We start from the raw sequence: 25,103 nt of genomic DNA on the forward strand, positions 1-25,103 counted from the left end.
ATGAGCGCCAGATTTAGGCGATGTGACCGGCCTAAACCAGCCCCGCGATCTCAAGAGCGCGGTCTACCGTCGCACGCGAGGCACCTGATGGCCATGTTATCGGCAGCCGCAGCTCGCACGGCATCTCCGGTCGCACCCGCGAGAGCGCATATTTGATGGGCCCCGGTGAAGAATCGGTGAAGAGCGCATCGTGAAGCGGATAGAGCCGGTCCTGCAACGCCAGCGCATCCTTCCAGCGATCCTCAAGGCAGGCATTCTGGAAATCGGCGCACAAGCGCGGCGCGACGTTGGCCGTCACCGAAATGCAGCCCCGGCCGCCCATGGCGTTGAACGCCAGCGCCGTTTCGTCATTGCCGGACAGCTGGCACCAGTCCGCCCCGCAGGCGAGGCGCTGGGCGGTCACGCGGCCGATGTTCCCGGTCGCATCCTTAAGGCCCACGATGCTCGGAAATTCCTCGACCAGCCGGTGCAACACCGGCACGCCGATATCCACGATGGAGCGGCCCGGAATATTGTAGAGCACGATGGGCAGATCGCAGCGCGAGGCCAGATAGGCGAAATGCTGGTACAGCCCCTCCTGGCTCGGCTTGTTGTAATAGGGCGCGACGACAAGCGCGGCATCGGCGCCGGCGGCCTGCGCGGCGAACATATGTTCCAGCGCTATCCGGGTATCGTTGGAGCCAGCGCCGGCAATCACCGGCACGCGCCCGGCCGCCTGCTCGACGCAGATGCGCACAACGCGATTATGCTCCTCGATGGTCATCGTGGCGCTTTCACCGGTCGTTCCGCACGGCACGAGGGCGCTCGATCCCTCCTCGATTTGCCAGTCCACGAAGCTGCGGAATGCGTCCTCATCCAGCCTGTCATTACGGAACGGGGTGATCAGTGCCGGAATCGAGCCGGAAAACATATGAAAAAACTCCTTCAAAGCGCGCGCTCGGACAGGCATAGTGGGGCAAATGCACGCGCCCGTTCACCGTTCGATCATCGAGGCTCTGCCATAATGCTTCCCATGGGAAAAGACCTTCGCTTATCTGCTGTCGTTCTTGTTGCGGCCATGGCCTCGGCAGCGACGACCGCTTCGTCCTCGCAAAGCACGCCGACCGTCACCTGGCAGGCCGTTCAGGAGCGCCTCTCCGCTGGTGCCAATGACGAAGCGCGCACCCGCGACGCGATTGAAAACTGGCGCCGCATTGCCTCCAGAGACAGCCACGATTTCTCGGTCTACGCCAACTTCCTGCTCGCCAATCCCGGCTGGCCCGAGGAATCCAAGCTGCGCTCCTATGCCGAGCGCCGGGTGGATGCGGACGTCAACGAGCCGTCGGTCATTCTCGCCTTCTTCGCGAAATATCCGGCACGCTCCGCTCAGGCCAAGGCCATTCATGCGCTGACGCTGGCGCGGATGGGCAAGCAAAGCGAGGCGCAGAAAATGGCGCGGGACGCTTGGGCGTCTGGCGCCATGGACGCCAAATGGGAGGACCGGCTGCGGATGCAGTTCGCATCCGCCCTCACACCGGAAGATCATTTGCGGCGCGCGGATTCAGCTTTGTGGCAACGCCGCCCGGAGATCGCCGAACGGCTGCTCGCCTCCGTGCCGGTGACCCGCCAGGCGGTTGTCGCCGCGCGGATCGCCTTCCAGCGCAAATCGCCCAATGCTGCGGCCCTCATGGGTCCGGCCGATCCCGTGGGGATGCTCGACGCCGGCTATCTGGCCGACAAGGCACGCTGGCAGACCGACAATGGCGACCTTGCTGCGGCGCGCAGCCTGCTCGGAAACCGCACGGCGCTGATGCAGCGCCCGACCGACCCGGAAAAATGGTATGAGGTGCTGCTGGCGCAGGCCCGCGCGGCGAACAATGACAATCAGTTCAGCACCGCCTTTGCCATTGCCTCCAAAGTCGACGATGCCTTCCCCCGCGGGACCGACATCAGCGCGCAGTCACTGGGCGTGCGCGATGATTATACCAGCCTGACATGGCTGGCCGGCATGATCGCGCTCAACAAGCTGAACCGCCCTGCCGATGCCGAGGCGATGTTCGACCGCTATGCCAATGGTGCCAAATCCGGCCAGACCAGCTCCAAGGGCCATTATTGGGCCGGGCGCGCCGCGCTGGCCGCTGGTCGCCAGTCGCAGGCGACCGCGCATTTCGAGAAGGCCGGCAGCTATCCCGATCAATATTATGGCCAGCTCGCGCTCGAGCGCCTCAAGCGCCGCGTCAATCCCGATGCGCTGGCCAGTGCCGTGCGCCCCAGCGCCAGCGAGCGCGCCGCATTCATGGCGCGACCGGTCGTGCGCGCTGCCAGCCTGCTCGGGCGCAACGGCCAGACGCGCGACCAGTCGCTGTTCATCCGCGCCATTGCCGACAATGCGCAGACGGACACGGAGCTGGCGCTTGCCGGCGAACTGGCGCAAGTCCTCGGCCGCCCGGATCTGGGTGTGATGGCCGCGCGCAGCGCCGGGCGCAATGGCCTGAGCGCCGCGCCCGACTACAGCTTCCCCCGCATGAACGTGCCGCTGAGCGACCGCTCCAATTGGACGATGATCCACGCGATCACCCGGCAGGAAAGCCAGTTCGACCGGGCCATCGTCTCCCACGCCAATGCCCATGGCCTGATGCAGCTGCTGCCCTCGACCGCACGCGAAGTCGCGGGCAAGATCGGGATGAGCTTCAACCAAAGCTCGCTCTATGATCCCAACTATAACGTGCAGCTCGGCAGCGCCTATTTCCAGCAGCTGCTGCGCTATTACAACGGCAGCTACCCGCTCGCTATCGCCGCCTATAATGGCGGCATGGGCCGGGTGAACCGCTGGCTGCAATCCAACGGCGACCCGCGTCTGCCCGGCGTGGACATGGTCCAGTGGATCGAGGACATTCCCATTTTCGAAACGCGCAATTATGTGCAGCGCGTGCTGGAGAATGCAGTGATCTATGACATGCTGAGCCCCGTGCAGAGCACCGCTGACTTGGCGCCGCTCAGCCGCTTCCTGGGCAAGTCCCTGCCCGGCTGAGGACCGCCCGCATCCAGCTAATCCGACCTTTCGACCCAGAACAGAATAGAGATCATGACTGAAAGAGAGACGAGTTCCGCGCCCGCATCGACGTCCATTTCCGGCCCTGCCGACGCCGAGACCGACGAGAAGCGCGGGACCAAGGCCTTCTGGGCCGGTGTCGGCATCGGATCGGCAGCGCTCGCCGCGGCCCTGATGTATGCCAGCAAGCGGCCGAAACGCCGGGGCAAATGAGCGCGCTGCCTCGGCCGAACTACATCACGCCGGGCGGTTTTGCCGCGCTGCGCGCCGAATATGACCAGCTTCTCGGGGAAGAACGGCCCAAGATCGTGGAGATCGTCAGCTGGGCCGCCGGCAATGGCGATCGCAGCGAGAATGGCGACTATCTCTATGGCCGCAAGCGGATGCGGGAGATCGACCGACGCCTGAAATGGCTGGCGCAGCGGATGAAGCTCGCCAAGATCGTCGAACCCGCGCAGCAGCCGGACAAGAGCCGCACCTTCTTCGGCGCGACGGTCACGCTCGTCGATGAGGAGGACAATCACCGCAGCGTTACCATCGTCGGCAATGACGAGGCGGATGCCGGCGCCGCTCGGATCGGCTGGGATACGCCGCTGGCGCGCGCCCTGAGAGGAGCTGCCGTGGGCGACCTGCGCCGCGTCGACCTGCCCGGAGGCAGCAAGGAATGGGAAATCCTCACCATCAGCTATCCGCAATGATCATGCGAGCGGCCTTGCTGGGGATTGCGCTGCTGGCCGGCTCGGCGTCGGGGACATGGGCTGCAGATTGCCCGACCGGGCTGTTCATGGCCGATGCCGGGCCGGATGCAGCATCGGCGCTGGAGATCGGCCCGGATGGTCGCTTCCGCTACATGTTCACCGCAGGCGCTGTCGATGAATCGGCCGCCGGCCGCTGGGAATGCGGGGATGACGGCACCCTGCGCCTCACCACCGAGCCGACCCCCAAGCCGGCAGCCTTTGCGCTCGCCGATGTAGCCAGCAACGGAAACGAGGCGTTCACCCTGCTGGTCACCTGGCCCAATGGAGCGAGCGTACCCGCCGTCGATTTTGAGCTCACCCTCGACGATGGCAACACCATCGCCGACTACACCCAAAGCGACGGCTGGACCCGCGATCTGGGCGAGCGCCGTCCGCGCTCGATTCAAGTCTCCGAAGTGTTTTTCGGCACCAAATCCGAGGTGATCCCGCTGCCCGCGCAGGAGCATCTTCGCGTCCACATCATCCTCACCCCCAATGACATGGGCGTTGCCGCTTTCCGCGATACGCTGGTGACTCGCGAGGACGACGGGCTGGTTCTCCACTGGCGCGACGGCACGATGCGCTACGCCCCTGCCGCACGGGATTGAGCGCCCCGCATGATGAACATCCGCCCCGCCTCGGCCGCCGACTGGCGGGGCATCTGGACCGTTTTCGAGCCGGTCATCCGCGAGGGCGCGACCTTTCCCCTCGCCCGCGATCTGGATGAGGCGGGTGCCCACGCCTACTGGACCGCGCCGGACAAGCAGGTGTTCGTCGCGACATCCGACGCCGGCATCGTCGGCAGCTACACCTTGCGCGCAAATTCGACCGGCCCGGCCGCCCATGTCGCCAATGCCGGATATATCGTCCAGGCCGACCAGCGTGGGAAAGGCATCGCGCAGGCGCTGTGCCGCCACTCGCTGCAGACGGCCCGCGCGCAGGGGTTCCGCGCAATGCAGTTTAACCTGGTGATTTCCACGAACATCCGCGCCGTGCGCCTATGGCAGCATATGGGATTTAGCGTGGTCGGGGCGCTTCCCGGCGCGTTCCACCATCCGGTTCACGGTTATGTCGATGCGCTCGTGATGTACCGCAGCCTCATGGATCAGGCCTGAGCCGCTCACTCCTCCGGCTGATAGCCGAACGCCTCATGCGCCAGTTTCACGACGGCGGGATCGACGTCCGGCATCTCCATCGAGACATGCTTTTCCAGCCGGTCGGCGATGCACGTGAGCGCCGCGATCCGCGCAGCCTTGCGATCATTGCCATCGATCACGTGCCAGGGCGCCTGCTTGGTGTCGGTCTTGGCGAACATGTCCTTGATGGCATCGAGATAATCCGCCCGCTTGTCGCGATTGCGATAATCCTCCGTGCCCGTCTTCCAGCGCTTGAAGGGATCGTCCAGCCGCTGGGCAAGCTGCTTGTCCTGCTCCTTCTGCGTGATGTGGACGAACAGCTTCACGATCGCGGTGCCGCTGTCGATCTGCTGGGCCTCGAACGCATTGATCTCGTCATAGCCGCGCTTCCACTCGGCTTTTGTGCAGAAGCCCTCCACCCGCTCGACCAGCACGCGCCCGTACCAGCTCCGGTCGAAGATCGCGATGTGCCTGTCTTCCGGCAGTTTCGTCCAGAAGCGCCAGAGGAAGTGGCGCCCCAGCTCCTCCGCTGTCGGCGCGCCGATGGGCCAGACCCGGAAATAGCGCGGATCGAGCAGCGACGTCATTCGTTTGATGATGCCGCCCTTGCCGGCGGCATCCCACCCTTCCAGCATCACCACGCTGCGGCGCTTGTGGATGATGTGGGCGACCTGGATCTTCTCCAGCCGCTTCTGGAGCTTGATCAAGGCCTTGTCGAAGTCGCCGTCGAAATCGGCGCCTTTTTCGTAATCGGAGAGCTTGATGGTCATGGCCGCACCCTATCGTGCGGCCAGCCATTGTCGAGAGTTCAGCTCTTTGGCGCTCAGCTCTTTTGCGGCTCGACGACGCGGATGTGCAACTCGCGCAGTTGCTTGAGTTCCGCATGGGAGGGCGCGCCCATGAGCAGATCCTCGGCGCGCTGGTTCATCGGGAACAGCGTGATCTCGCGCAAATTCACCGCGCCGCAGAGCAACATCACGATGCGGTCCACGCCAGCGGCCATGCCACCGTGCGGCGGCGCGCCATATTGGAAAGCACGGTAGAGGCCGCCGAAGCGATCCTCCACATCCTGCTTGCTCAGGCCCACCTTCTCGAAGGCCTTGACCATCAGCTCGGGCGACTGGTTGCGGATCGAGCCGGACGCGATCTCGAAGCCGTTGCACACCATGTCATACTGGAAGGCCTTGATCGACAGCGGATCGGGCCCGTCCAGCGCCTCCATCCCGCCCTGCGGCATGGAGAAGGGGTTGTGCGCGAAGTCGAGGCTCTTGGAGTCCTCGTCATATTCGTAGAACGGGAAGTCCACGATCCAGCACAGGTCGAAGCGGTCCTTGTCGATCAGGTCAAGCTGCTCGCCTGTGCGGATGCGGGCAAGACCAGCGAGCTTGGCGGCCTGCGCCTCCTTGCCGGCAGCGAAGAACACGCCATCATTGGGACCAAGGCCGAGCGCTTCGATCAGCTTGGCGGTGGCCTCCGGGCCGTGATTCTTTGCGATGGGACCACCAGGCTCGCCATCCTTGATGTTGATATAGCCAAGGCCCGAGAAACCTTCCGAGCGCGACCAGTTGTTCATCTCATCGAAGAACTTGCGGCTGCCAGCGCCAGCACCCGGCGCCGGAATGGCGCGGATGACGCCGCCGCTCTCGACGATGCTCGCGAAGATGCCAAAGCCCGATCCGACGAAATGATCGGTCACATCGGTGATGATGATCGGGTTACGCAGGTCCGGCTTGTCGCTGCCATATTTCAGCATGGCTTCGGCATAGGGAATTCGCGGGAAGCTTCCGGCCGGGGTGACCGGCTTGCCGTCGGCGAAGGTCTCGAACACCTGCGCGATCACCGGCTCCATGGTGTTCCACACATCTTCCTGCGTGACGAAGCTCATTTCCAGATCGAGCTGGTAGAACTCGCCCGGCAGGCGGTCGGCACGCGGGTCTTCATCGCGGAAACAGGGCGCGATCTGGAAATAGCGATCGAAGCCCGCGACCATCAGCAACTGCTTATACTGCTGCGGTGCTTGCGGCAGCGCGTAGAACTTGCCGGCATGAATGCGGCTGGGCACGAGGAAGTCGCGCGCGCCTTCCGGCGAAGACGCCGTGAGGATGGGGGTCGAATATTCGGTAAAGCCCGCGCCTTCCATGCGGCGGCGCATATCCGAGATGATCTTTGTGCGCTTGACGATGTTGGCGTGCAACGTCTCGCGGCGCAGATCGAGGAAGCGATAGCGCAGGCGGATATCCTCGGGATATTCCTGCTCGCCGGCGACCGGGAGCGGCAGCTCCTGCGCGGCGGAGAGCACGACGGCCTCCGCCGCCCGCACCTCGACCTCGCCAGTCGGCAAGCTCGGGTTCACGGCTTCCTTGGCGCGCGCCACGACCTTGCCGGTGATGGTGACGACGCTCTCAGCCTTCAGACTCTCGATCACGTCGAACACCGGGCCGCTGACCTCGGTGACGATCTGCACCATGCCGTAATGGTCGCGCAGGTCGATGAACACCAGATCGCCATGATCGCGCTTGCGGTGGACCCAGCCGGACAGCCGAACAGTCTCGCCGGCATTGGCGGCGCGGAGCTCCCCGCAGGTGTGCGTGCGATAGGCGTGCATGGTCTAACGGCCTTTTATTTTCACGCGCCTCATTGCGAGGGCGCCAATTGGATGACAAAGACGACTTGTGGGGGATATGGTGATACGCTCAAGCGTGCCGCCGGCCCCCAATCCGAGGACCGGCCAATAATAAGATCACCTGCCATATGCAAATCCATCCATTGATCACTGACAGCTCTTCCCTCGCCGCGCTGTGCGAGCGGTTGTCCAAGGCCGACTTTGTCGCCGTGGATACCGAGTTCATGCGCGAGAACACCTATTGGCCGGAACTGTGCCTTTTCCAGATCTCCGATGGGAAGGAAGCCGCGGCGATCGACCCCAAGGCGCCCGGGCTGGACATGGGGCCGTTGCTCGACCTGCTGGTGAACAATGAGGATGTGCTCAAGGTGTTCCACGCTGGCGGGCAGGACATCGAGATCGTCTTCAACCTCACCGGCAAGACGCCGCACCCGCTGTTCGACACGCAGATTGCCAGCATGGCGCTGAGCCAGGGCGAGCAGATCGGCTACAGCAATCTGGTCGATAGCTGGCTGGGCATCCACCTGGACAAGGGCGCGCGGTTCACCGACTGGGCGCGCCGTCCGCTGGACAAACGGCAGATCGATTATGCGATCGGCGATGTTACCCATCTCGCCGCGATCTTCCCGATGATGCTGGAAGAACTACGCAAGACAGGGCGCGGCGTGTGGCTCAATCAGGAAATGGAGCGGCTCGCCGATCCCGGTAATTATGAGGTCAATCCCGCCGAGGCGTGGAAGCGTGTGCGCATTTCCAGCCGCAAGGCCGATGTGCTTGGGCGTCTGAAGGCGCTCGCCGCCTGGCGCGAGACCGAGGCGAAGGACAAGAACCTGCCGCGCGGACGCATCGTCAAGGACGAGACGCTGGCCGACATCGCCTCCCATCCACCGCGCAAGCAGGAGGATCTGGGCAAGGTGCGCGGGCTTTCGGCAAGCTGGAAGGGCAATGACATCGGCGCGCGGCTGATGGCGGCGGTAGAGAATGCCGGCCCCCTCCCCCGCGACGAAATGCCCGAGCGCGATCCCGGTCGGCCCGGTCTCGGCAAGGAAGGCGCGCTGGTCGCCGATCTGCTCAAGCTGCTGCTCAAGATCCGCTCGCGCGAAATCAACGTCGCCTCGCGTCTGCTCGCCCGCGCTGACGATCTGGAGATGCTGGCGGCCGGCGTGCGCACCAATCTGCCGATTCTCGAAGGCTGGCGGTTCGAGCAATTCGGCCGCGACGCGCTGGATCTGGTGGAAGGCCGCATGGCCTTCGCGGTGCGCGACGGCAAGCTGCTGATGACCCGCACGGAAAAGCTGGCCGAGCCCAACGACTGATCGCCTGCCGGATGACCGGCGGACGCCCGCATGCTAGGCTGGCCTTTTGAGGAAAGGCCCGGCCCATGCGCATGATCGCCCCCCTTCTTGCTCTTGCCCCGCTGACAGCCTGCGCCACCGCCACGACCAGCATCGGCGAACCGCCGCTTGCCGGCAATGGCGCCTGTTCGGCGGACGGGCTGCAAAGCGCCATCGGCCAGCACGCAACCGCGACTCTGGGCGCCGACCTCCTCGCCAAATCCGGCGCCCGCACCCTACGCTGGGGCCCGCCGCGCTCGGCCATGACGATGGACTATCGCGAGGACCGGCTGAACATCAGTTACGATGACACGATGATGATTGAGCGGGTGAACTGCGGGTGACGAGTGGTTGGGCCGAGTGGGCAATTGGGGGTGGCTCGGCATTATACAGCCGTTCCGATAGGGGACTTTCCGGACACGACGCCAAGGCGGTCAGTCCTTACCCCCCCGGCGAAATCCAAAAGCGAACTTAGTTTTTCAACATTTTTTTGATTGAGCTTTCCCCAAAGCTAAAGCATTTCAGCGCCAGCGTAGGGGGAGGCTAATCAATATGCTCAGGACAGGCGCTATTCTATTGTCGTTGGCGACGACCACTGTTGTCGCGGCTTCAGCAAAAGAGATTAAAGATGCCGCTGCTATAGAACGAGACCAAGGGGTTGCGCGAATTTCCATCCGAAGCCAACTCCAATATGCTGCACCTCTGTATATCTGGTTTGCGAAGGTTGCAGATGGGAAAGTCGATACCGACCACGCTATCGCATTTTCGCGCACGCAAGGAATGCCGTTGGCAGGGAGCAATATGACCGATAGCTTGCCACGTTATCACTCGCTTCCTGTTGGTCATTACCGGCTGATGGCTCACACCATGATGTGCAAACAGTTACCACCTCCCGGCACGGCATGTTTCGTTTATGGAAATGTCGTCCCCACTGGTCGATATGACGGTACCTCCATCGAATTCGATGTGTTGCCGGGCCAATTGACGGATGCGGGGGAGTTTATTTTGGAGCTCCCGCCCGAAGTAGATCTCGGCGGGGCAGTTTCGTATAAAGAAGCTTATAAGCAAATGCCTTCCGCCAGCATTAGGTGGCGCAAAATTGCTGCTCCTGTGGATCAGAAATTTGCGGGCATTCCTTCTGGCCCCGCTCCAACTGTCCCAGAGAATCTACGATCCAACGTCACTTGCGATGTTAAGCCCAAGGGAATGGAAATGTTCTACCCTTTCAAGTGCTAAGGGGCAGGCACAAGCGACTGTTAATCCATTTAGTGAGCTACTAAGCCGCCATCCCGCTCCCCACCGCAAAACAGCCGGTTAAATCCTTCAAAAGTCCCCTGAAAGCGGCCGATCCGTCAGCTCTGAAATTTGCCCGCAGCCAAGTCAAGCGTCGAGCAGATAACCCATGCCCATGGCCTGGCCGAGCTGGCGCAGGCGGCGGTCGATGGATTCGCCGGCAAGTGCCGCATGTTCCGGGTCGAGGCGCAGGATGACCGTGCCGTCGCGCACGTCGAGCGAGGAGCCGACCAGCGGCCCTTCCGCGCCGCCGGAGAGGCGCTGGCACAGGCGGATGGCAAGGCCCCACTGGATCGCGCGGCGCAGCAGCGGCTCGGGGGCAAGGCCCGCGAGCAGCGCGGGAATGTTGGTGCCGCCACCGAAATTCGCATGGAGCGCCTGCCCCAGGGCCGCGCGCTCGGCGGCATCCACGCCGACCCAATTGCCCTGCAAGGCGAATTCCATGCCGCGCTCGGCGCGAAACTCGGGATTGGCACGCCAGCCGACATCCGCCAGCAGACAGGCCGCAAAGCGGATGCGCGCCCATTCGGGCGAATCGTCGCGGAACAGCGGGGCGATCCAGCCGCTGATCGTGTCACCATGGCCGACGAAGCGCCCCTGCGCCTCACCCTCGATGCGCGCGGCAACGAGGAGCGGGTCCTGGTTCGCCATATCGCGCGGCAAGCTCTCGTAGAGCAGCCCTTCCCGCAGCCCGAAGGCCGAGACGGTGAGATGCGCCGAGCGCAGCCGCTCCACCACCGCGCACAGCAGATGCGCGGCATCCGGCAGCGTGGGAAAACGCGCGCTAGATACGCCGACAGCCTTGAGGTCCGCCTTTTGCGCGTTTTCCAGCCATTTGAGCAGCTCGGCCGGGCGATCCGGCGTCATTTCGTAATGATGCAGGATCGGCAGCGAATAATTGGTGAGGTGCATGTCCAGCCGCGCCAGCGCGCGCCAGCTTCCGCCGATCAGATAGAAGGGCAGGCCCTGCTCGATATTGCCGAGGCCCTGCGCCTTGAGCAGCCCATCGAGATGCTGGACCAACCCCTTGCGCCCCCGCAGGCGCGCGTCCCCGATCCGAAAAATGCCAAGCGGCAGCGACACGGGCATCTCGACGCCATCGGGCCGCACGCGCACCAGTTCGAGACTGCCGCCGCCGAGATCGCCCATGATCCCATCCGCACGCGGCATGCCGGAGAGCAGCCCGTGCGCAGAGGCCAGCCCCTCCTCCTGACCGCTCAGCACGCGGATCTCCAGGCCGATCTCCGCCGCGCGTTCGATGAAGGTATCGCGGTTTGACGCATCGCGCACGGCAGCGGTGGCGACGCAGGTGATCTGGTCCACCTCCATCTCCACGCACAGCCGCGCGAAGCGCTCCAGCGCCACCAGCCCGCGCTCCATCGCCGCCACGCCGATCCTCCCGGATGTGCCGATCTCCGCGCCCAGGCCCGCCAGCACCTTCTCGTTGAACAGCACGAAGGGAATGCGCCGTGGCCCGTCATAAACGACGAGGCGGACGCTGTTGGAGCCGATGTCGATAATCGCCGTGCGGCGGAAATGCGGCCCGTTGAGCGTCGCCTTCATCGAGCGGCGCGTCGTGCGATCCAGCAGGGTCATGGCCTAACCCCTCCCCTCAGCCACGCTCGGAGAGCGAGAGCTTTGGCACCGCGCGGGCGGAGCGCCGCGAGGCACCGCGACCGGAGAGGGACGGATTGGTCATGAAATAATGGTGCAGGTTGAACGGCTTCTTCCCCGGCTTGAGGCGTGTGTAGCTGCCATCGCTGCCCAGCGCCCAGCTCTGCTCGTCATCGAGCAGATTGGCCACCAGCACCTGATCGAGCACCTGATCATGGACGGTCGGGTTCTCGATCGGCAGCATATACTCGACCCGCCGGTCGAAATTGCGTGGCATCCAGTCCGCCGAGCTGATGAACAGCCTGGCGCTATTGTTGGGCAGGGACTTGCCATTGCCAAAGGCCCAGATGCGGCTGTGTTCGAGGAACCGCCCAATCACCGACTTGACCGAGATATTCTCCGACATGCCCGGTACACCGGGCCGCAGGCAGCAGATGCCGCGCACGATCAGCTCCACCTTCACGCCCGCATTGCTGGCGGCATAAAGCTGCTCGATGATCGCCGGGTCCACCAGGCTGTTCATCTTCGCCCAGATGGTCGCGGGACGGCCGGCGCGAGCATGCTCGATTTCCGCCTCGATCAGCGCCGCGAGCTTGTCGCGCATGTGCAGCGGTGAGAGCGTGATCATCTCCATATGCTGCGGCTCGACATAGCCGGTGATGTAATTGAATACGGCGGCGGCATCGCGCCCGGCCCGGGGATCGGCGGTGAAAAAGGATAGGTCCGTATAAATCCGCGCGGTGATCGGGTGGTAATTGCCGGTACCGAAATGGCAGTAGGTGCGAAAGCCGTTGCCCTCGCGCCGCACGACCATGGAAATCTTGGCGTGGGTCTTCCAGTCGATAAAGCCATAGACGACCTGCACGCCGGCGCGCTCCAGTTGCGCGGCCCAGAGCAGGTTCTGCTCCTCATCGAACCGCGCCTTCAGCTCGACGACGGCGGTGACGGACTTGCCTGCCTCCGCCGCGTCGATCAGCGCGCGGATGATCGCGCTCTGCTTGCCGGCACGGTAGAGCGTCTGCTTGATCGCCACCACATCGGGATCGTCCGCCGCCTGTTTGAGGAAGGCGATGACGACATCGAAACTCTCATAAGGGTGGTGGACGACGATGTCCTTGGCACGAATCGCAGCGAAGCAATCGCCGCCATATTCGCGGATGCGCTCGGGGAAGCGCGGGGCGTAAGCCGGGAATTTGAGGTCCGGCCGGTCTTCCTCGACCACCTCGGCCAGATCGGCAATGCCCATGAAGCCATCGATATCCACGACCATGGCCTCATGGCCCTGCATCATCGTCTGCAGCTTGGTCTCGACCGGCTCGGCCACGCCGCTTTCGATTTCCACGCGGATGATCCGGCCGCGCCGGCGCTGCTTAATGGCGCTTCGATAATAGCGGACGAGATCCTCGGCCTCTTCCTCGATCTCGATGTCGCTATCGCGCAGGATGCGGAACAGGCCGCTGTCCCGCACAATGAAGCCGGGGAAGAGCAAGGCCGAATAGCGCCGTACCAGCGCCTCAATGGCGATGTAGCGCGCGTTCTTGCCCGGCACGCGGATGAAGCGCGGCAGCGTGGCCGGCAGAATCACCAGCTCCTGCACCACCTCCTTGTCCGATTCGCGCAACAGGTCGAAGAACAGGCTGAGGCCCTTATTGGGAATGAACGGAAACGGGTGGGCGGGATCGAGCGCCTGGGGCGTGAGGATCGGGAAGATCTGCTCGAGGAAATGCTGGCGCATCCAGCTGTCCGCGCGGGCATCCACCGGCTCGGGACCGATCACGCTGATATGCGCGCTGCGGAGCGCGGCATGAAGATCATGCCAGACGACCTGCTGGGCGGACATGAGCGCCTCGGCCCGGTCGCCGATCGCCTCCAACTGCTGGGCCGGGGTCAGCCCATCGACCGAGCGCATTTCGACGCCCTGGAGCTGCTGGCCCTTGAGGCCGGCCACCCGGACCATGAAAAACTCATCGAGGTTGCTGCCGGAGATGGAGAGAAAGCGCAGCCGCTCCAGCAGCGGATGCGCCGGATTGCAGGCTTCCTCCAGTACGCGCTGATTGAAATTGAGCCAGGACAGCTCCCGGTTGAAGTAGCGCGCCCCGTTTGCGGCGCCCGCGCCCGTGATCGAAGAAGTGGGATCGGCTTCAGACACGGTCAGTGGGTTCCCTCATGCGGTGCGGTCTCATCCGCCCCGTCTAGCAGCGCATTGTTACGGAGCGCTTGCCGCGCCAGCGCAACCGAGAGTTTCTGCCCACGCGCCAGCGACAGCGCGTTCAGCTCGGCCACGACGCCATCGATCGCGGCATAACAGCGCGCGGTGCGGCGGGCGAGAAAATCCGGGAGGTCCGGAGCGAAGGCCGAGCCGGCCCGCTCCAGTCCATGGGCGATCAGCGCCGCGGTAACGGCTTCATCCGGCGGGAGGATACGCGCGACGGCGGCGGTGGCGAGGCGCGTGCGCAGATCGGGCAGCGCAATCGTCCATGTCGGCGGCGCCTCTCTGGCGACCATCAACAGCGGCCGGCCCGAATCGCGCGCCTCGTTCCAGAGGTGGAACAGGTAGGTCTCATCGGCGCGGTCGGCATCATCGACCAGCACGCCGCCGCTTTCGCGCAGAAACACCTCCGCGATGAGCGAACGACCGGACCGGGATGGGCCGACGAGCAATGTGCAGGGCGAGGGCCAGCGCTGCCAGTCGCGCACCAGCGCGAGGGCGTCGGCATTGGCAGCGTGGACCAGCAGACTTTCCGCTCCGCCATGCCGCGACCAGCCGATGGGCAGCGGCAACTGGCTCATTGCCCGCCCCCGCCTCCGCCGGCTGGTGGACTTGCGCTCCGACGGGCGATCCGCAGCGTATTGCCAGATACGGCGACCGAATATCCCCGTCCTTCAAGCTGCGCGCGCAATTGCTCGATCGTGCCGCTGAAGCCGACCTGCATGACAGACGTGCCGCCGAGTGCCAAGCTTGAGGTCGAGGCCGTACTGACGCCCGGAATACCCCGCAGCATCGCCTGCGCTTCCCCGACCGAGGCCGTGGTGGGCGTCTCGATCTGAACGCTGAACGAGGCGGCACCGGGCGTATCGGCCGGCAGGACACCGAGGATCGCCTCCAGCCCAACCGCATTCTCGATCTCGACCGCGTTGACCGGCTCCTCGATCACCAGCGAGGGGTCGAGCCGCAAGGTGCCGTCCGCCAGCGCGCCGGCGTAAAGCTGGTCGATGCGCGCGACGGCGTCGCTCATCATCTTGGGCAGGTCGGCGGGCGTGGCGGCGCGCAGGGTGAAATCCCCGATGAAATTATTGTCCGGCCCATAGCGCGCGCTGAAATGGCCGGTAATCGGCCCGCCGGGAAAGCTGCGCTCGATCCGCGCGATAGGCATGATCACATCCGCCGCACCATAAAGATCGAGGAGGATACGCCACCAGTTGCGCCCGCGCCGGCCGATCTGACCGGGATTGAGCAGCAGCGAATCCGGGCCATCGCCAGCGGTGCGCACATAATCGATCGGGCTGTCGGAAATGCGGAATTCGGCCCACGCCTTCTGCCAGGGCGTCACCCGCTCGAACGTCATCGGCGTGCCCGAATCCCAGAGAACCGGGATCACCAGCAGCGGCGGCGAGCGGCGAATCTGCCCGGAAACGCCAAGCGCCTGCCCGGCCCGGGCGCGATCGAACATCACCGAGAGCGTGGCGATATAACGATTGGGACCGATCTGCTCCTGCTGCACCTCGATGCCGGACACCAGCCCATCGAGCACGCTGTCCCCAAGCGCAGGGCCGTTGCCGCCATGCGTACGCTTCCAGAGCGATTGCCAGGCGAGGCGCTGAGCAAGCCGCCAACCGGTCGCCCGCGCCGCATCGGCATTCGGCCCGGCGACATCGACGCGGATATCCTTCACCTCGAAATCGCCCTGCGAGGCCAGCGGCGCAATGCCCCGCTCACCCTCGATCTGCGCGACCAGCACAGCCGCAAAGGCCGCCAGAACCAGCGCGAACACGAAGTGAATGGGGCGCAAGGATGGCAGAGAGAGCGTCACGGCGCCCTTTTGGCGGCATTGTTCTGGAAAACCAAGCCCGATTTGGTAAGGGCGGGCCATGGACTCCAAGCACAACCAGCCCGAGGGCTACACCTATGCGCAGGCCGGCGTGGATATCGCTGCCGGAAATGCGCTCGTTCGCGCCATTGCTCCGCTCGCCCGCGCGACGCGGCGACCGGGGGCCGATGCCGATCTGGGCGGATTCGGCGGCTTCTTCGACCTGAAGGCGGCGGGCTTTACCGATCCGCTGCTCGTTGCGGCGAATGACGGCGTCGGTACCAAGCTCAAGCTCGCCATCGATAGCGGCAAGCATGACACGGTGGGCATTGATCTGGTGGCGATGTGCGCCAACGACCTTATCGTGCAGGGCGCAGAGCCGCTCTTCTTCCTCGATTATTTCGCCACGGGGCGCCTCGACAACGGCGTTGCGGAGCGGGTGATCGCGGGAATCGCGGAGGGATGCAAGCAGGCCGGCTGCGCGCTGATCGGCGGCGAGACGGCGGAAATGCCCGGCATGTACGCTGATGGCGATTATGATCTCGCCGGCTTCTGCGTCGGCGCAGTCGAGCGCAACGAAGTGCTGACCGCCGACAAGGTGGCCGAGGGCGACGTGATTCTGGGCCTCGCCTCCTCGGGCGTCCACTCCAACGGCTATTCGCTGGTGCGACGCCTGGCGGCGGACAAGGGCTGGAAGCTGGATCGCCCTGCGCTGTTCGATCAGGAAGTACTGCTCATCGATGCCCTGATGGCGCCGACCCGGATCTATGTGAAGCCGCTGCTGCCGCTGGTCCGCAAGGGCCTCGTCCATGCGATGGCGCACATCACCGGCGGCGGCCTGTTGGAGAATATCCCCCGGATTCTGCCGGCTGGCCTGCACGCGCATATCGATGCGGACCTTTGGGCGCAGCCGCGGCTGATGGCGTTCCTGCAAGCACAGGGCAATATCGAGCCGGGCGAGATGGCGCGCACATTCAATTGCGGGATCGGCATGGCCGTCGTCGTGGCGCCCACCGATGTGGACGCGGTGAGTGCGGCGTTGCGTGAGGCGGGCGAGACCGTCCACCGCATCGGCGAGATTCGCGCTGGCGAGAAGGGCTGCACCGTGCGCGGATCGCAAGAGACGTGGCGCGCAATGGCAGACTGGAACGCGGTCCATCTGGGGTAATAAGCCCGAACGGATTGGGGGAACTGACGTGTCCAAGGCCAAAGTCGCGGTAATGCTCTCCGGCACGGGGACGACGATGACGTCGCTCCTCTATGCCTCGCGCCTGCCGGACTGCCCCTATGAGATCGTGCTCGTCGCCTCCAACAAGCCGGAAGCGCGCGGACTGACCGTCGCGGCGGCCGAGGGCGTGGCAACCTTTGCCCACAGCCACAAGGGCATGAGCCGCGAGGCGCATGAGGCGATCATGCTCGACGCGCTGCGGGCATCCGGCGCCGATTATGTCGCGCTGTGCGGCTATATGCGCATCCTCACCGCCGATTTCGTGGGCCAATGGGCGGGGCGGATGCTCAACACCCATCCCTCCCTGCTGCCCAAGTTCAAGGGGCTCGATACGCATCAGCGGGCCATCGACGCGGGCGACAGCCATGGCGGCTGTACCGTCCACCTCGTCACACCGGCGCTGGATGACGGCCCGGTATTGGGGCAGATCCCGGTCGCGATCCTGCCCGAGGACACTGCCGACACGCTCGCCCAGCGCGTGCTTTATGCCGAATATCAGCTCTATCCCCGAATGCTCGCCAGCTATGTGGGGCGCGAGATGGACCCGGACTGACTCGTCAACCGCGTCAGCCAACTGGCGCTCGCCTTGCCGGAAACGCACGCCCGCGAGTCGCATGGCGCGGCAGGCTGGCGGGTGGGCAGCGAGGCCTCGGGCAAGTTCTTCGCGTATGTTTCTGTGCGCCACCATGGCGAGGACGCGGTCGCGCTGCTGGTCAAGACCTCCGGCGCCGACGAGATGGCCGCGCTGATCGAGGCCGATCCGGACATCTATTACCGCCCGGCTTATTATGGCGCGAGCGGCTGGATCGCGATCCGCCTCGACCGGCCCGGCGTGGACTGGGAGCATGTGCGCGGCTGGCTCGAAAAGAGCTGGCGGGCCGTGGCTCCACGGCGCCTCGTCTCGCTGATGACCGTCGCGGACAGCTTCTAGGCCCCGAGAGTCACGGCGCGCCTTTCCGGTTCACCATCCAATCCGATGTCGCCGACCTTCGTCTCACCGGCAGCTCAGGCCTTGTGGGTCATAACGGGACTATCGGCGGCGTTAACCAACCACCGACGCAAAACCTTCATGATCCGGCAATCACGGCGTCAAATTCTTCCCATAGGCGCTGCTGCGTTAACCATGTGGGGAGATTTTTATGACGCGCTTTTCGATTTCGACCATCCTGCTGGCCGCCGCTGCGGTCATCGCCCCCGTGACGGCGCACGCCGAGGTTCGGATCACGGAATTCATGTACAAAGGCGCCAGCGACGGCAATCGCGAGTTCATCGAACTGACCAACATTGGCAATGCCGGGATCGACATCACCGGCTGGTCCTACAATGACGATAACACGAACAATCCAGTCACGTTCGGCAATGCCTTCGGCCTGCTGGGCGCCAACGAATCGATCATCCTCACCGAGATGACGGCCGACGCCTTCCGCAGCTACTGGAACCTGGACAGCAGCGTGCGCATCTTCTCGATTGGCGGCAATTCCAACCTCGGCAATGGCGACACGATCAACATCTATAATTCCGCGAGCCAGTCGCTCGCCACGCTGGTTGACAGCGTGACCTATCCCGCCGGCACGACGGCCGGCGTCTCGCGCAACCGCCCCGCGAGCCTGACCGGCACCGCGACCAACAGCCAGTTCGTCTATTCGGCTACCTGCGATGCTTTTGGCTCGGCCTACGCCTCGAACGCGCAGTCCGACCTCGCCAATCCCGGCCGCTTCGCAACTCAGACGGCCGCAGTGCCCGAGCCGGCCACCTGGGCGATGATGATCGCGGGCTTCGGCCTCATCGGCCTGCGCGCACGGCGCAGCCGCAAGGTGGCTTTCGCCTGATCCATCGTTATGAAACTACGAACCCGGCTTCCTTGGAGGCCGGGGTTTGTTTTTGTCGCAAGAGACACGGCGCTTCCGCACATCTTGACCTAAACGCCATATAGGCATAGGGGGTATGCCTATGTCGCACATGTTGGAAATCAATCCGCAGCTTCTTGCCCGCGTTCGGCGCATCGGCGGGCAAGTCAATGCCATCGAGCGAGCACTGGAATCTGACAAAAGCTGCACGGACATCCTGCATCTGGTGGCGGCCGTGCGTGGCGCGGTGAACGGGCTGCTCGATGAAATCATTGCCGAGCATCTGGAGGCGCATGTTGCGCGGCCTGGCCTGAGCGACACCGAGCGCCAGCAAGGGGCGGACGAACTGCTGGCGGTCATCCGCCGCTACGCGAAGTAGGACCCCGTGATGCGGACACTCGATATTGAAGGCCTGACGCCGAGCCACGACTTCCTCGGCGCCTCGCACGACCAGAATGCCCGGCGCACCTATTGGGTCATTCTGCTGACCGTCGTGACGATGGTCGGCGAGATCATCGCTGGCTATTGGACCGGATCAATGGCGCTGCTAGCGGATGGCTTCCACATGGCGACCCATGCCGGCGCGCTGTCCATCGCCGCATTCGCTTATGGCTATGCGCGCAAACATGCGCAGGACCCCGCCTACAGCTTCGGGACCGGCAAGGTCGGCGATCTGGCAGGCTTCGCCTCCGCCATGGCGCTGGGTCTCGTCGCGCTGGCGATTGCCAGCGAGTCGGCGGTGCGCCTGTTCGAACCGACGAGGGTCGCTTTCGGCGAGGCGACCTTCGTGGCGGTGATCGGCCTGCTGGTGAACATCGCCTCCGCGCTGGTGCTGATGGGCGGTGCGCATGGGCATGGGCATGATCATGGCCATGATCACGGTCATGCGCATCATCATCACGCCACCCATGACCACGGCGCGCGTGACCATGATGGCCATGAGCATGAGCATGAGCATGAGCATGAGCATAGCCACGGCCATGACAATAATCTGCGCTCAGCCTATTTCCACGTGCTGGCGGACGCGCTGACCTCTGTCCTCGCCATCGGCGCCCTGCTGGCCGGGCGCTATCTGGGCTGGGTGTGGATGGACCCGCTGATGGGCATCGTCGGCGCGCTGGTCATCGCCCGCTGGGCCTGGGGGCTGATGCGGGACACCTCGGCCATGCTGCTCGACCGCAGCGACGAGGCGCTGGCCGGCAAGGTGCGCGCCGTCGTTGAGGAACAAGGCGATGCGCGCGTGGCCGATCTTCACGTCTGGCGCGTGGGTCCGCAGGCCCATGCTGCGATCGTGAGCATCATCGCGCAACCGGATGTCAGCAGCGACACGATCCGCGCCCGCATGGCCGGACGCTGCACGCTCGCGCATCTCACGATCGAAGTGCGGTAGCCGTCCCGCCCGTCAGGACGGCCCGAGACCTTAGCGGAAATTATCGGCGTAAGCCTGAATTTTCAACGTCTTGGGCGGCGTTCTCACGACGTGATAGGCGATGCCATAGCGCTCGGCATAAGCACGGGCGGCGTCCTCGTCGGGGAAGCTCAGCTTGACCTGCTCCTGCGTGTCGCCAGAGCCGGCCCAGCCCATCAGCGGATCGGGCTTCTTGGCCTCTGCCGGGGCGAACTCCAGCATCCAGGTGCCGGTGCGCGCCCGACCGGACTGCATGGCGTTCTTGGGTATCTGGTAGATCCGGGCGGACATCGGTGCTTTCCCCATCGTGCATATGCCCAACATGCGAGCGCTTTTGCCGTCGCGCAAAGCGGGGGGCCCTGTCAAGATGATTGGGGGAATGAGGCGACCCGTTCGTGTCGAGCGAAGTCGAGACACGCGCGCACCGCTCTGCCGTGTCTCGACTTCGCTCGACACGAACGGAAGGTCATCCGGAACAGGATCACCGGCGGGCATCGGCCTTCTTGGTTCGCAGCGTCGCGCTGGCCGCAGCAGGATCATCCGGCCACGGATGCCGCGGATAGCGCCCGCGCATTTCCTTGGCGACATCCGCCCAACTACCTTTCCAAAAGGCCGGCAGATCCCGCGTCGTCTGGATGGGGCGACCCGCCGGCGATGTCAGGGACAAGACGAGCGGGATGCGCTCGCGCCCGATGACCGGATGTTCCGACAGTCCAAAGAGCGCCTGCACCCGCAATTCGACGGTCGGGCCGGCTGGCGCCTCATAGTCGATGGCGTGGGTGCTGCCGGCCGGGCTACGGAACTCGGCCGGCGCCAGCGCCTCGATCCGCTGCGTGGCATTCCATCCCAGGCGCTGGGTTAGCAGGCCATGCAGCGCGCCACCGTCGATCGCGGAAAAGCGCCGGGCATTGGCGGGGAGCAGCATCTCCAGCCAGTCCTCCGCATCAGCGAGCAGCGCCGCATCGCCGATCTCATCGCCCACGCCCGCAAAGGCAGCCCGTGTCCGCAACGCCTGCGCCGCCTTGCCCCAGGGCAGCAGCCCCAGCCCCTCGCTGCGCAGCGCCTGTGCGAGCGCCGCAATGATGGCGGCCCGTTCGGGTGCGTCATCCGGCCCGCTGGTGAGACGGATTGCGCCCAGATGCCGCTCGCGCAATGCCTCAACGCCGGCCAGATCCTTGCGCCAGCGCACCGTGCGACGGTCCATGACGCGATGCCCGGCAGCGATCATCACATCCTCCTCCTGCACGGCCAATGCGGAGAGGATGCGCGCGCCGGCGGCGCTACCCTGAATATCGCCCACCGCCAGCCAGTCTGCACGCGCCAGCGGATCGGCGGGATCGAGCCGGAAGCCGCGGCCACCAGCGCTGATCCAATGTTCGCCGCTGGCATCCCGTCGCCGGGCGATGCGGTCCGGAAAAGCACGCATCAGGCAGAGGGCAAGCGCCGCATCGTCGATGATGCCTCGCGACGAGCCGGACGCGACCAGCCCCAGCCAGCGGCGGGCAAGGCCACGCGCCGCTTCGGCCCGCTGCCCCCGCTCGTGCTGCCAGAGCGCATGACGCCGGGCGAGGTCAGCCGATGGCCCGCCCAGCCCGCGCTCGGTGAGCAGCACCGCCACGTCAGCCGCCGCAGCGCCCTCCCCCGCCTCAGCCGAGGCAATGAGCATATGCGCGAGGCGCGGCTCCAGCGGCAGATCGGCGACCGCGCGACCATGCGGCGTCGCCCGCCCCTCCCCATCCAGCGCGCCCAGCGCCTCGAGCCGGCGCCGCGCCTCGGCCAAGGCCGCCGCCGGTGGCGGATCGAGCCAGCGCAGCGTGGTCGGGTCGGTCACGCCCCACACCGCGCAATCGAGCAGCAGGCCGGTCAGGTCGCTTTCCAGAATTTCGGGCGGATCGAACGGGGGCAGCCCGGCGGTAGCCGCTGCTTCCCACAGGCGGTAGGCCACGCCCGGCGCCTGGCGACCCGCGCGGCCAGCACGCTGGGTTACGGCGGCTTGACTGGCGCGCTCCGTCACAAGGCGCGTGACGCCGGCGGCAAGATCGTGCCGGGGCCGACGGGCGAGCCCTGAATCGACCACGATGCGCACGCCGTCGATGGTGAGGCTGGTCTCGGCGATGCTGGTCGCCAATATCAGCTTGCGCGTCCCTGCCGCTGCCGGCCGCAGGGCTGCGCGCTGCGCTGCCGGGTCGAGCGAGCCATGCAGGCGATGGAGGACGATACTGTCAGCGAGGCCCGTCAGCCGCTCGGCCGTGCGCTCGATCTCGCCGACACCGGGGAGGAAGGCCAGAACATCGCCCTGCGACTCTTCGGCCAGCGCGCGACGGATCGCCGCCGCCATGCCATCCTCGATGCGCTGCTCTGCCGCCCGGCCGATATGCCGCAGATCGATGGGGAAAGATCGGCCCGCGCTCTCTATCACGGGGGCCGGCTTGTCCTCCACCGCCATGAGCGTGGCGAAGCGCGCACCATCAAGCGTGGCGGACATGGCGAGCAGGCGCAAATCCTCGCGCAGGCCGGATTGCGCATCAAGCGCGAGGGCCAGCCCGAAATCGCCTTCCAGGCTGCGCTCATGAACTTCATCGAACAGCACGGCGGCGACGCCGGTCAACTCTGGATCGGCCTGAATGCGGCGCCGGAAGATCCCTTCGGTCACGACGAGGATGCGGGTGCGGGCGGACTGGCGGCTCTCAAGCCGAGTGGCATAGCCAATGGTTTCTCCGGGCTTCTCGCCGGCCAGATCAGCCATGCGCTCGGCAGCGGCGCGCGCGGCAAGCCGGCGCGGCGAGAGCAGCCAGATCTGCCCGCCCGCCACCCACGGCTCGCCCAGCAAAGCGGGCGCAACGCTGGTCGTCTTGCCCGCGCCGGGCGGCGCCACGAGCACGGCGTTCGATCCTGCTCGCAAGCCAGCGAGCAGGTCGGGCAGAACCTCATGGATGGGGAGCGCAGCGGTCACGTCATTCGCTTATGCGCCGACGCCGGCAAAGCCAAGCTGGCGGCGTAAGGGATAAGAGCAAAGCCTGACCGCCGCAGCGTCATCCGAGGATGGCGAACATGGTTAATGCTTAACCACCGCCACGGGAGCAATCTGCTCCCGCGATTGCGCCCGTGCGGCAAGAGTTCCGTGCACTTGTTCACTTAAGTCATGGAACTGTCTACCTTTTGCCGCAACGCCCGAACGCTCCGCCTCTTTGCCGCGAAGAGGTATTGCTCTGTTAACCGTTCGAACCGATGCATGGTCTCGCTGAGGCGCAAGGCTTCGTAAAAATAGAAAGCTCGTCTGGCCCGGTTGGGCCTTTTGGGGGTCGTCCAAGTGCATGATCATGTTGTGTCCGCCTCTTTGGCGGAACCGCACGGCGGGTTGCTGTCCGTGCGCCGTATCCCGTCTGCCTGCGGCCAGAGGCTGCGCACCATCGATGTCCGGCTGGCTGATCGCCCGGATCTGCGCCAGCAGGCGCATGATCTCCTGAACCGCATGTACGGGTGGCGCGGCTATGGCATGGCGCATCTGCTCCCCGACAATGGTGATCATCAGGCCGTCTTTACCGCAGCGCTGGAAGATGCCGTAATCGCCACGCTCACCCTGACGGTGGACTCACCAGCCGGCCTTTCGACCGATCAGACGTTCCGCATGGAACTGGATGCCTTGCGCGAGGCGCCCGGTGCCCGCCTTTGCGAACTCACCAAGTTCGCGGTCGACCCGATGACCAAGTCCCCCTCCGTCCTCGCGGGGCTTTTTCATGTCATCTTCATTTACGGTATGCAGCGCTTCGATTGCACGGATCTGGTGATCGAGGTGCATCCACGCCATGTGCGCTATTATGAGGCCATGCTCGGTTTCGACCGGCTTGGCCCGCCCAAGATGGACGAGTCCGTCTCCTGGTGGCCCAAGGATACGCCGGTACAGCTCATGCGCCTCAAGGTCTGCGATGTCGCCGACCAGATCAATCGCTTTGCCGGCCGCGCCGACAAGATCGGCCGCTCGCTCTACCCCTATTTCTTCTCGCGCGATGAGGAGCAGGACGTCGCACGGCGCGTCGCGCGCTTGTGGGACAGGGATGCGGGTTGCGCAGAACCCCGCAGCCGCAATGGCATGAGCGGCACATTCTGGCGCAGCGCCGCCTGAACAGAATCGTTTGCTCTCAACGCATGAAAATGGGGATCAACGGCTGCACCCGTTGATCCCCATTCTTTATCGAGGCCGTCCCGTGGGAGACGGCCAGAATGATCAGGCGAACTGGACCCGTGCGCTGGTGCGACGTGCGCGGCGCATCGTGTAGCCAAGGCTGCCGAAGCCGAGCAGCATCAGTGCCCAGGTGGCCGGCTCCGGAACCGGCGCGCTCACCGGCGACGGCGTGAAGGTCAGGTTGCCGCCGTAGGAGCCCAGACCGGCGGACGTGCCGCTGATCACCAGCTCGTTCAGCATGCCGGCCATGATCGGGAAGCCCGAAATGCCAGCCGATTCAACGTCGGTGCCCTGACCGAAGATCGGGACGTCCTTGCCGTTGATCGTGACCGTCAGCAGGTCGATGTTGGTCGACAGGCCCGACAGCGTCGTGATGATGCCGCCGCTGCCGACGCCATCAACGTCAACGATGAAGCGGTAAATGTCGGTGAAGATGCCCGAACCAATGTCGGTGCGGCCGATGGTGGCCGAAACGGCTTCGGTGATGGGGGGGATGGTGTCGCCAGACGTGGTGAACTCGTCATCGCCAGGCGTGAACGTGCAGTTCATGGCAACGCAGGTGGCGGCGTTGGCCGCACTCGGCGCAAATGCTGCTGCAGTGGCCAGCGCGGCCAAAGATACCAGTTTCCTCATGGATAGCT

General features: G+C 64.9%; 23 protein-coding genes and 1 pseudogene. 14 read left to right on the plus strand and 10 right to left on the minus strand.

Going from position 1 to position 25,103, the window contains the following annotated elements:
* Positions 1-31: 31 nt before the first annotated feature.
* Positions 32-910: a 4-hydroxy-tetrahydrodipicolinate synthase gene (gene dapA / locus M2343_RS05995; RefSeq protein ID WP_181559441.1), complete on the minus strand. Its 879-nt coding sequence runs from the start codon at positions 908-910 to the stop codon at positions 32-34.
* Between the two features lie 147 nt (positions 911-1,057).
* Here dapA and M2343_RS06000 point away from each other — a divergent pair, with 147 nt between their 5' ends.
* Genes M2343_RS06000 through M2343_RS06020 form a run of 5 tightly spaced genes read left to right on the plus strand, consistent with a single transcriptional unit; the run spans position 1,058 to position 4,883 of the window.
* Positions 1,058-3,010 (plus strand): lytic transglycosylase domain-containing protein, encoded by a 1,953-nt coding sequence (locus M2343_RS06000; protein ID WP_264575962.1) that lies wholly within the window; start codon positions 1,058-1,060, stop codon positions 3,008-3,010.
* Positions 3,011-3,064: 54 nt separating this feature from the next.
* Positions 3,065-3,244 carry a hypothetical protein gene (locus tag M2343_RS06005; RefSeq protein WP_181559439.1) on the plus strand — a complete coding sequence of 60 codons (180 nt, stop codon included), beginning with the start codon at positions 3,065-3,067 and terminating at the stop codon, positions 3,242-3,244.
* The gene (gene greB, locus M2343_RS06010; protein ID WP_264575963.1) at positions 3,241-3,729 is read left to right on the plus strand and encodes a transcription elongation factor GreB; all 489 of its coding nucleotides are present in this window, start codon (positions 3,241-3,243) and stop codon (positions 3,727-3,729) included. The genes M2343_RS06005 and greB overlap by 4 nt, the downstream gene beginning before the upstream one ends.
* Positions 3,726-4,376, plus strand: a complete 651-nt coding sequence (locus tag M2343_RS06015) for a hypothetical protein (protein WP_264575964.1) — start codon at positions 3,726-3,728, stop codon at positions 4,374-4,376. The genes greB and M2343_RS06015 overlap by 4 nt, the downstream gene beginning before the upstream one ends.
* Before the next feature lie 9 nt (positions 4,377-4,385).
* Positions 4,386-4,883 (plus strand): N-acetyltransferase, encoded by a 498-nt coding sequence (locus tag M2343_RS06020; protein ID WP_319799391.1) that lies wholly within the window; start codon positions 4,386-4,388, stop codon positions 4,881-4,883.
* A gap of 5 nt (positions 4,884-4,888) precedes the next feature.
* Here the strand turns inward: M2343_RS06020 and M2343_RS06025 are convergent, their stop codons facing one another.
* Both M2343_RS06025 and aspS read right to left on the minus strand, forming a co-directional pair.
* Positions 4,889-5,674, minus strand: a complete 786-nt coding sequence (locus M2343_RS06025; RefSeq protein ID WP_264575965.1) for a polyphosphate kinase 2 family protein — start codon at positions 5,672-5,674, stop codon at positions 4,889-4,891.
* A gap of 53 nt (positions 5,675-5,727) precedes the next feature.
* Positions 5,728-7,509 (minus strand): aspartate--tRNA ligase, encoded by a 1,782-nt coding sequence (gene aspS, locus M2343_RS06030; RefSeq protein WP_264575966.1) that lies wholly within the window; start codon positions 7,507-7,509, stop codon positions 5,728-5,730.
* A 146-nt stretch (positions 7,510-7,655) separates the two neighbouring features.
* Between aspS and rnd the strand changes: the two genes are divergently transcribed.
* The 3 genes from rnd (at position 7,656) to M2343_RS06045 (ending at position 10,097) form a co-directional block, all read left to right on the plus strand.
* Positions 7,656-8,843 carry a ribonuclease D gene (gene rnd / locus M2343_RS06035; protein WP_264570104.1) on the plus strand — a complete coding sequence of 396 codons (1,188 nt, stop codon included), beginning with the start codon at positions 7,656-7,658 and terminating at the stop codon, positions 8,841-8,843.
* A gap of 65 nt (positions 8,844-8,908) precedes the next feature.
* Positions 8,909-9,205 carry an I78 family peptidase inhibitor gene (locus M2343_RS06040; RefSeq protein ID WP_264575967.1) on the plus strand — a complete coding sequence of 99 codons (297 nt, stop codon included), beginning with the start codon at positions 8,909-8,911 and terminating at the stop codon, positions 9,203-9,205.
* Between the two features lie 208 nt (positions 9,206-9,413).
* Positions 9,414-10,097: a hypothetical protein gene (locus tag M2343_RS06045; protein ID WP_264575968.1), complete on the plus strand. Its 684-nt coding sequence runs from the start codon at positions 9,414-9,416 to the stop codon at positions 10,095-10,097.
* A 144-nt stretch (positions 10,098-10,241) separates the two neighbouring features.
* On the opposite strand, the gene M2343_RS06050 is transcribed toward M2343_RS06045, so the two are convergent.
* Genes M2343_RS06050 through M2343_RS06065 form a run of 4 tightly spaced genes read right to left on the minus strand, consistent with a single transcriptional unit; the run spans position 10,242 to position 15,859 of the window.
* A complete protein-coding gene (locus M2343_RS06050; RefSeq protein ID WP_264575969.1) occupies positions 10,242-11,750 on the minus strand; it encodes a Ppx/GppA family phosphatase in 1,509 nt (502 codons plus the stop codon).
* 16 nt (positions 11,751-11,766) lie between these two features.
* Positions 11,767-13,917, minus strand: a complete 2,151-nt coding sequence (locus M2343_RS06055; protein ID WP_264575970.1) for an RNA degradosome polyphosphate kinase — start codon at positions 13,915-13,917, stop codon at positions 11,767-11,769.
* Between the two features lie 2 nt (positions 13,918-13,919).
* Positions 13,920-14,558, minus strand: coding sequence for a DnaA/Hda family protein (locus M2343_RS06060; protein WP_264575971.1), 639 nt, complete (start codon positions 14,556-14,558; stop codon positions 13,920-13,922).
* Positions 14,555-15,859, minus strand: coding sequence for a heavy-metal-associated domain-containing protein (locus tag M2343_RS06065; protein ID WP_264575972.1), 1,305 nt, complete (start codon positions 15,857-15,859; stop codon positions 14,555-14,557). The genes M2343_RS06060 and M2343_RS06065 overlap by 4 nt, the downstream gene beginning before the upstream one ends.
* Between M2343_RS06065 and purM the strand changes: the two genes are divergently transcribed.
* From purM to dmeF, 5 genes and pseudogenes are all read left to right on the plus strand, one after another.
* Positions 15,858-16,964, plus strand: coding sequence for a phosphoribosylformylglycinamidine cyclo-ligase (purM, locus tag M2343_RS06070; RefSeq protein ID WP_264575973.1), 1,107 nt, complete (start codon positions 15,858-15,860; stop codon positions 16,962-16,964). The two genes, M2343_RS06065 and purM, sit on opposite strands and share 2 nt — an antisense overlap.
* Positions 16,965-16,992: 28 nt before the next feature.
* Positions 16,993-17,955: pseudogene (purN, locus tag M2343_RS06075) on the plus strand (phosphoribosylglycinamide formyltransferase).
* Between the two features lie 208 nt (positions 17,956-18,163).
* Positions 18,164-18,853, plus strand: coding sequence for a lamin tail domain-containing protein (locus tag M2343_RS06080; RefSeq protein ID WP_264575974.1), 690 nt, complete (start codon positions 18,164-18,166; stop codon positions 18,851-18,853).
* Between the two features lie 121 nt (positions 18,854-18,974).
* Entirely contained in the window at positions 18,975-19,250 is a 276-nt protein-coding gene (locus M2343_RS06085; protein ID WP_264575975.1) for a metal/formaldehyde-sensitive transcriptional repressor, read from the plus strand.
* A gap of 9 nt (positions 19,251-19,259) precedes the next feature.
* Positions 19,260-20,261, plus strand: a complete 1,002-nt coding sequence (gene dmeF / locus M2343_RS06090) for a CDF family Co(II)/Ni(II) efflux transporter DmeF (protein WP_264575976.1) — start codon at positions 19,260-19,262, stop codon at positions 20,259-20,261.
* A gap of 30 nt (positions 20,262-20,291) precedes the next feature.
* Here the strand turns inward: dmeF and M2343_RS06095 are convergent, their stop codons facing one another.
* Both M2343_RS06095 and hrpB read right to left on the minus strand, forming a co-directional pair.
* Positions 20,292-20,570: an ETC complex I subunit gene (locus M2343_RS06095; protein WP_181559425.1), complete on the minus strand. Its 279-nt coding sequence runs from the start codon at positions 20,568-20,570 to the stop codon at positions 20,292-20,294.
* Between the two features lie 190 nt (positions 20,571-20,760).
* Positions 20,761-23,232: an ATP-dependent helicase HrpB gene (gene hrpB, locus M2343_RS06100; protein ID WP_264575977.1), complete on the minus strand. Its 2,472-nt coding sequence runs from the start codon at positions 23,230-23,232 to the stop codon at positions 20,761-20,763.
* Between the two features lie 372 nt (positions 23,233-23,604).
* Here hrpB and M2343_RS06105 point away from each other — a divergent pair, with 372 nt between their 5' ends.
* The gene (locus M2343_RS06105; RefSeq protein ID WP_264575978.1) at positions 23,605-24,402 is read left to right on the plus strand and encodes an N-acyl amino acid synthase FeeM domain-containing protein; all 798 of its coding nucleotides are present in this window, start codon (positions 23,605-23,607) and stop codon (positions 24,400-24,402) included.
* A 102-nt stretch (positions 24,403-24,504) separates the two neighbouring features.
* Here the strand turns inward: M2343_RS06105 and M2343_RS06110 are convergent, their stop codons facing one another.
* Positions 24,505-25,095, minus strand: coding sequence for an FxDxF family PEP-CTERM protein (locus tag M2343_RS06110; protein WP_264570093.1), 591 nt, complete (start codon positions 25,093-25,095; stop codon positions 24,505-24,507).
* Positions 25,096-25,103: the final 8 nt, after the last annotated feature.

The organism is Sphingobium sp. B8D3B (assembly GCF_025961875.1).
Lineage (GTDB): Bacteria > Pseudomonadota > Alphaproteobacteria > Sphingomonadales > Sphingomonadaceae > Sphingobium.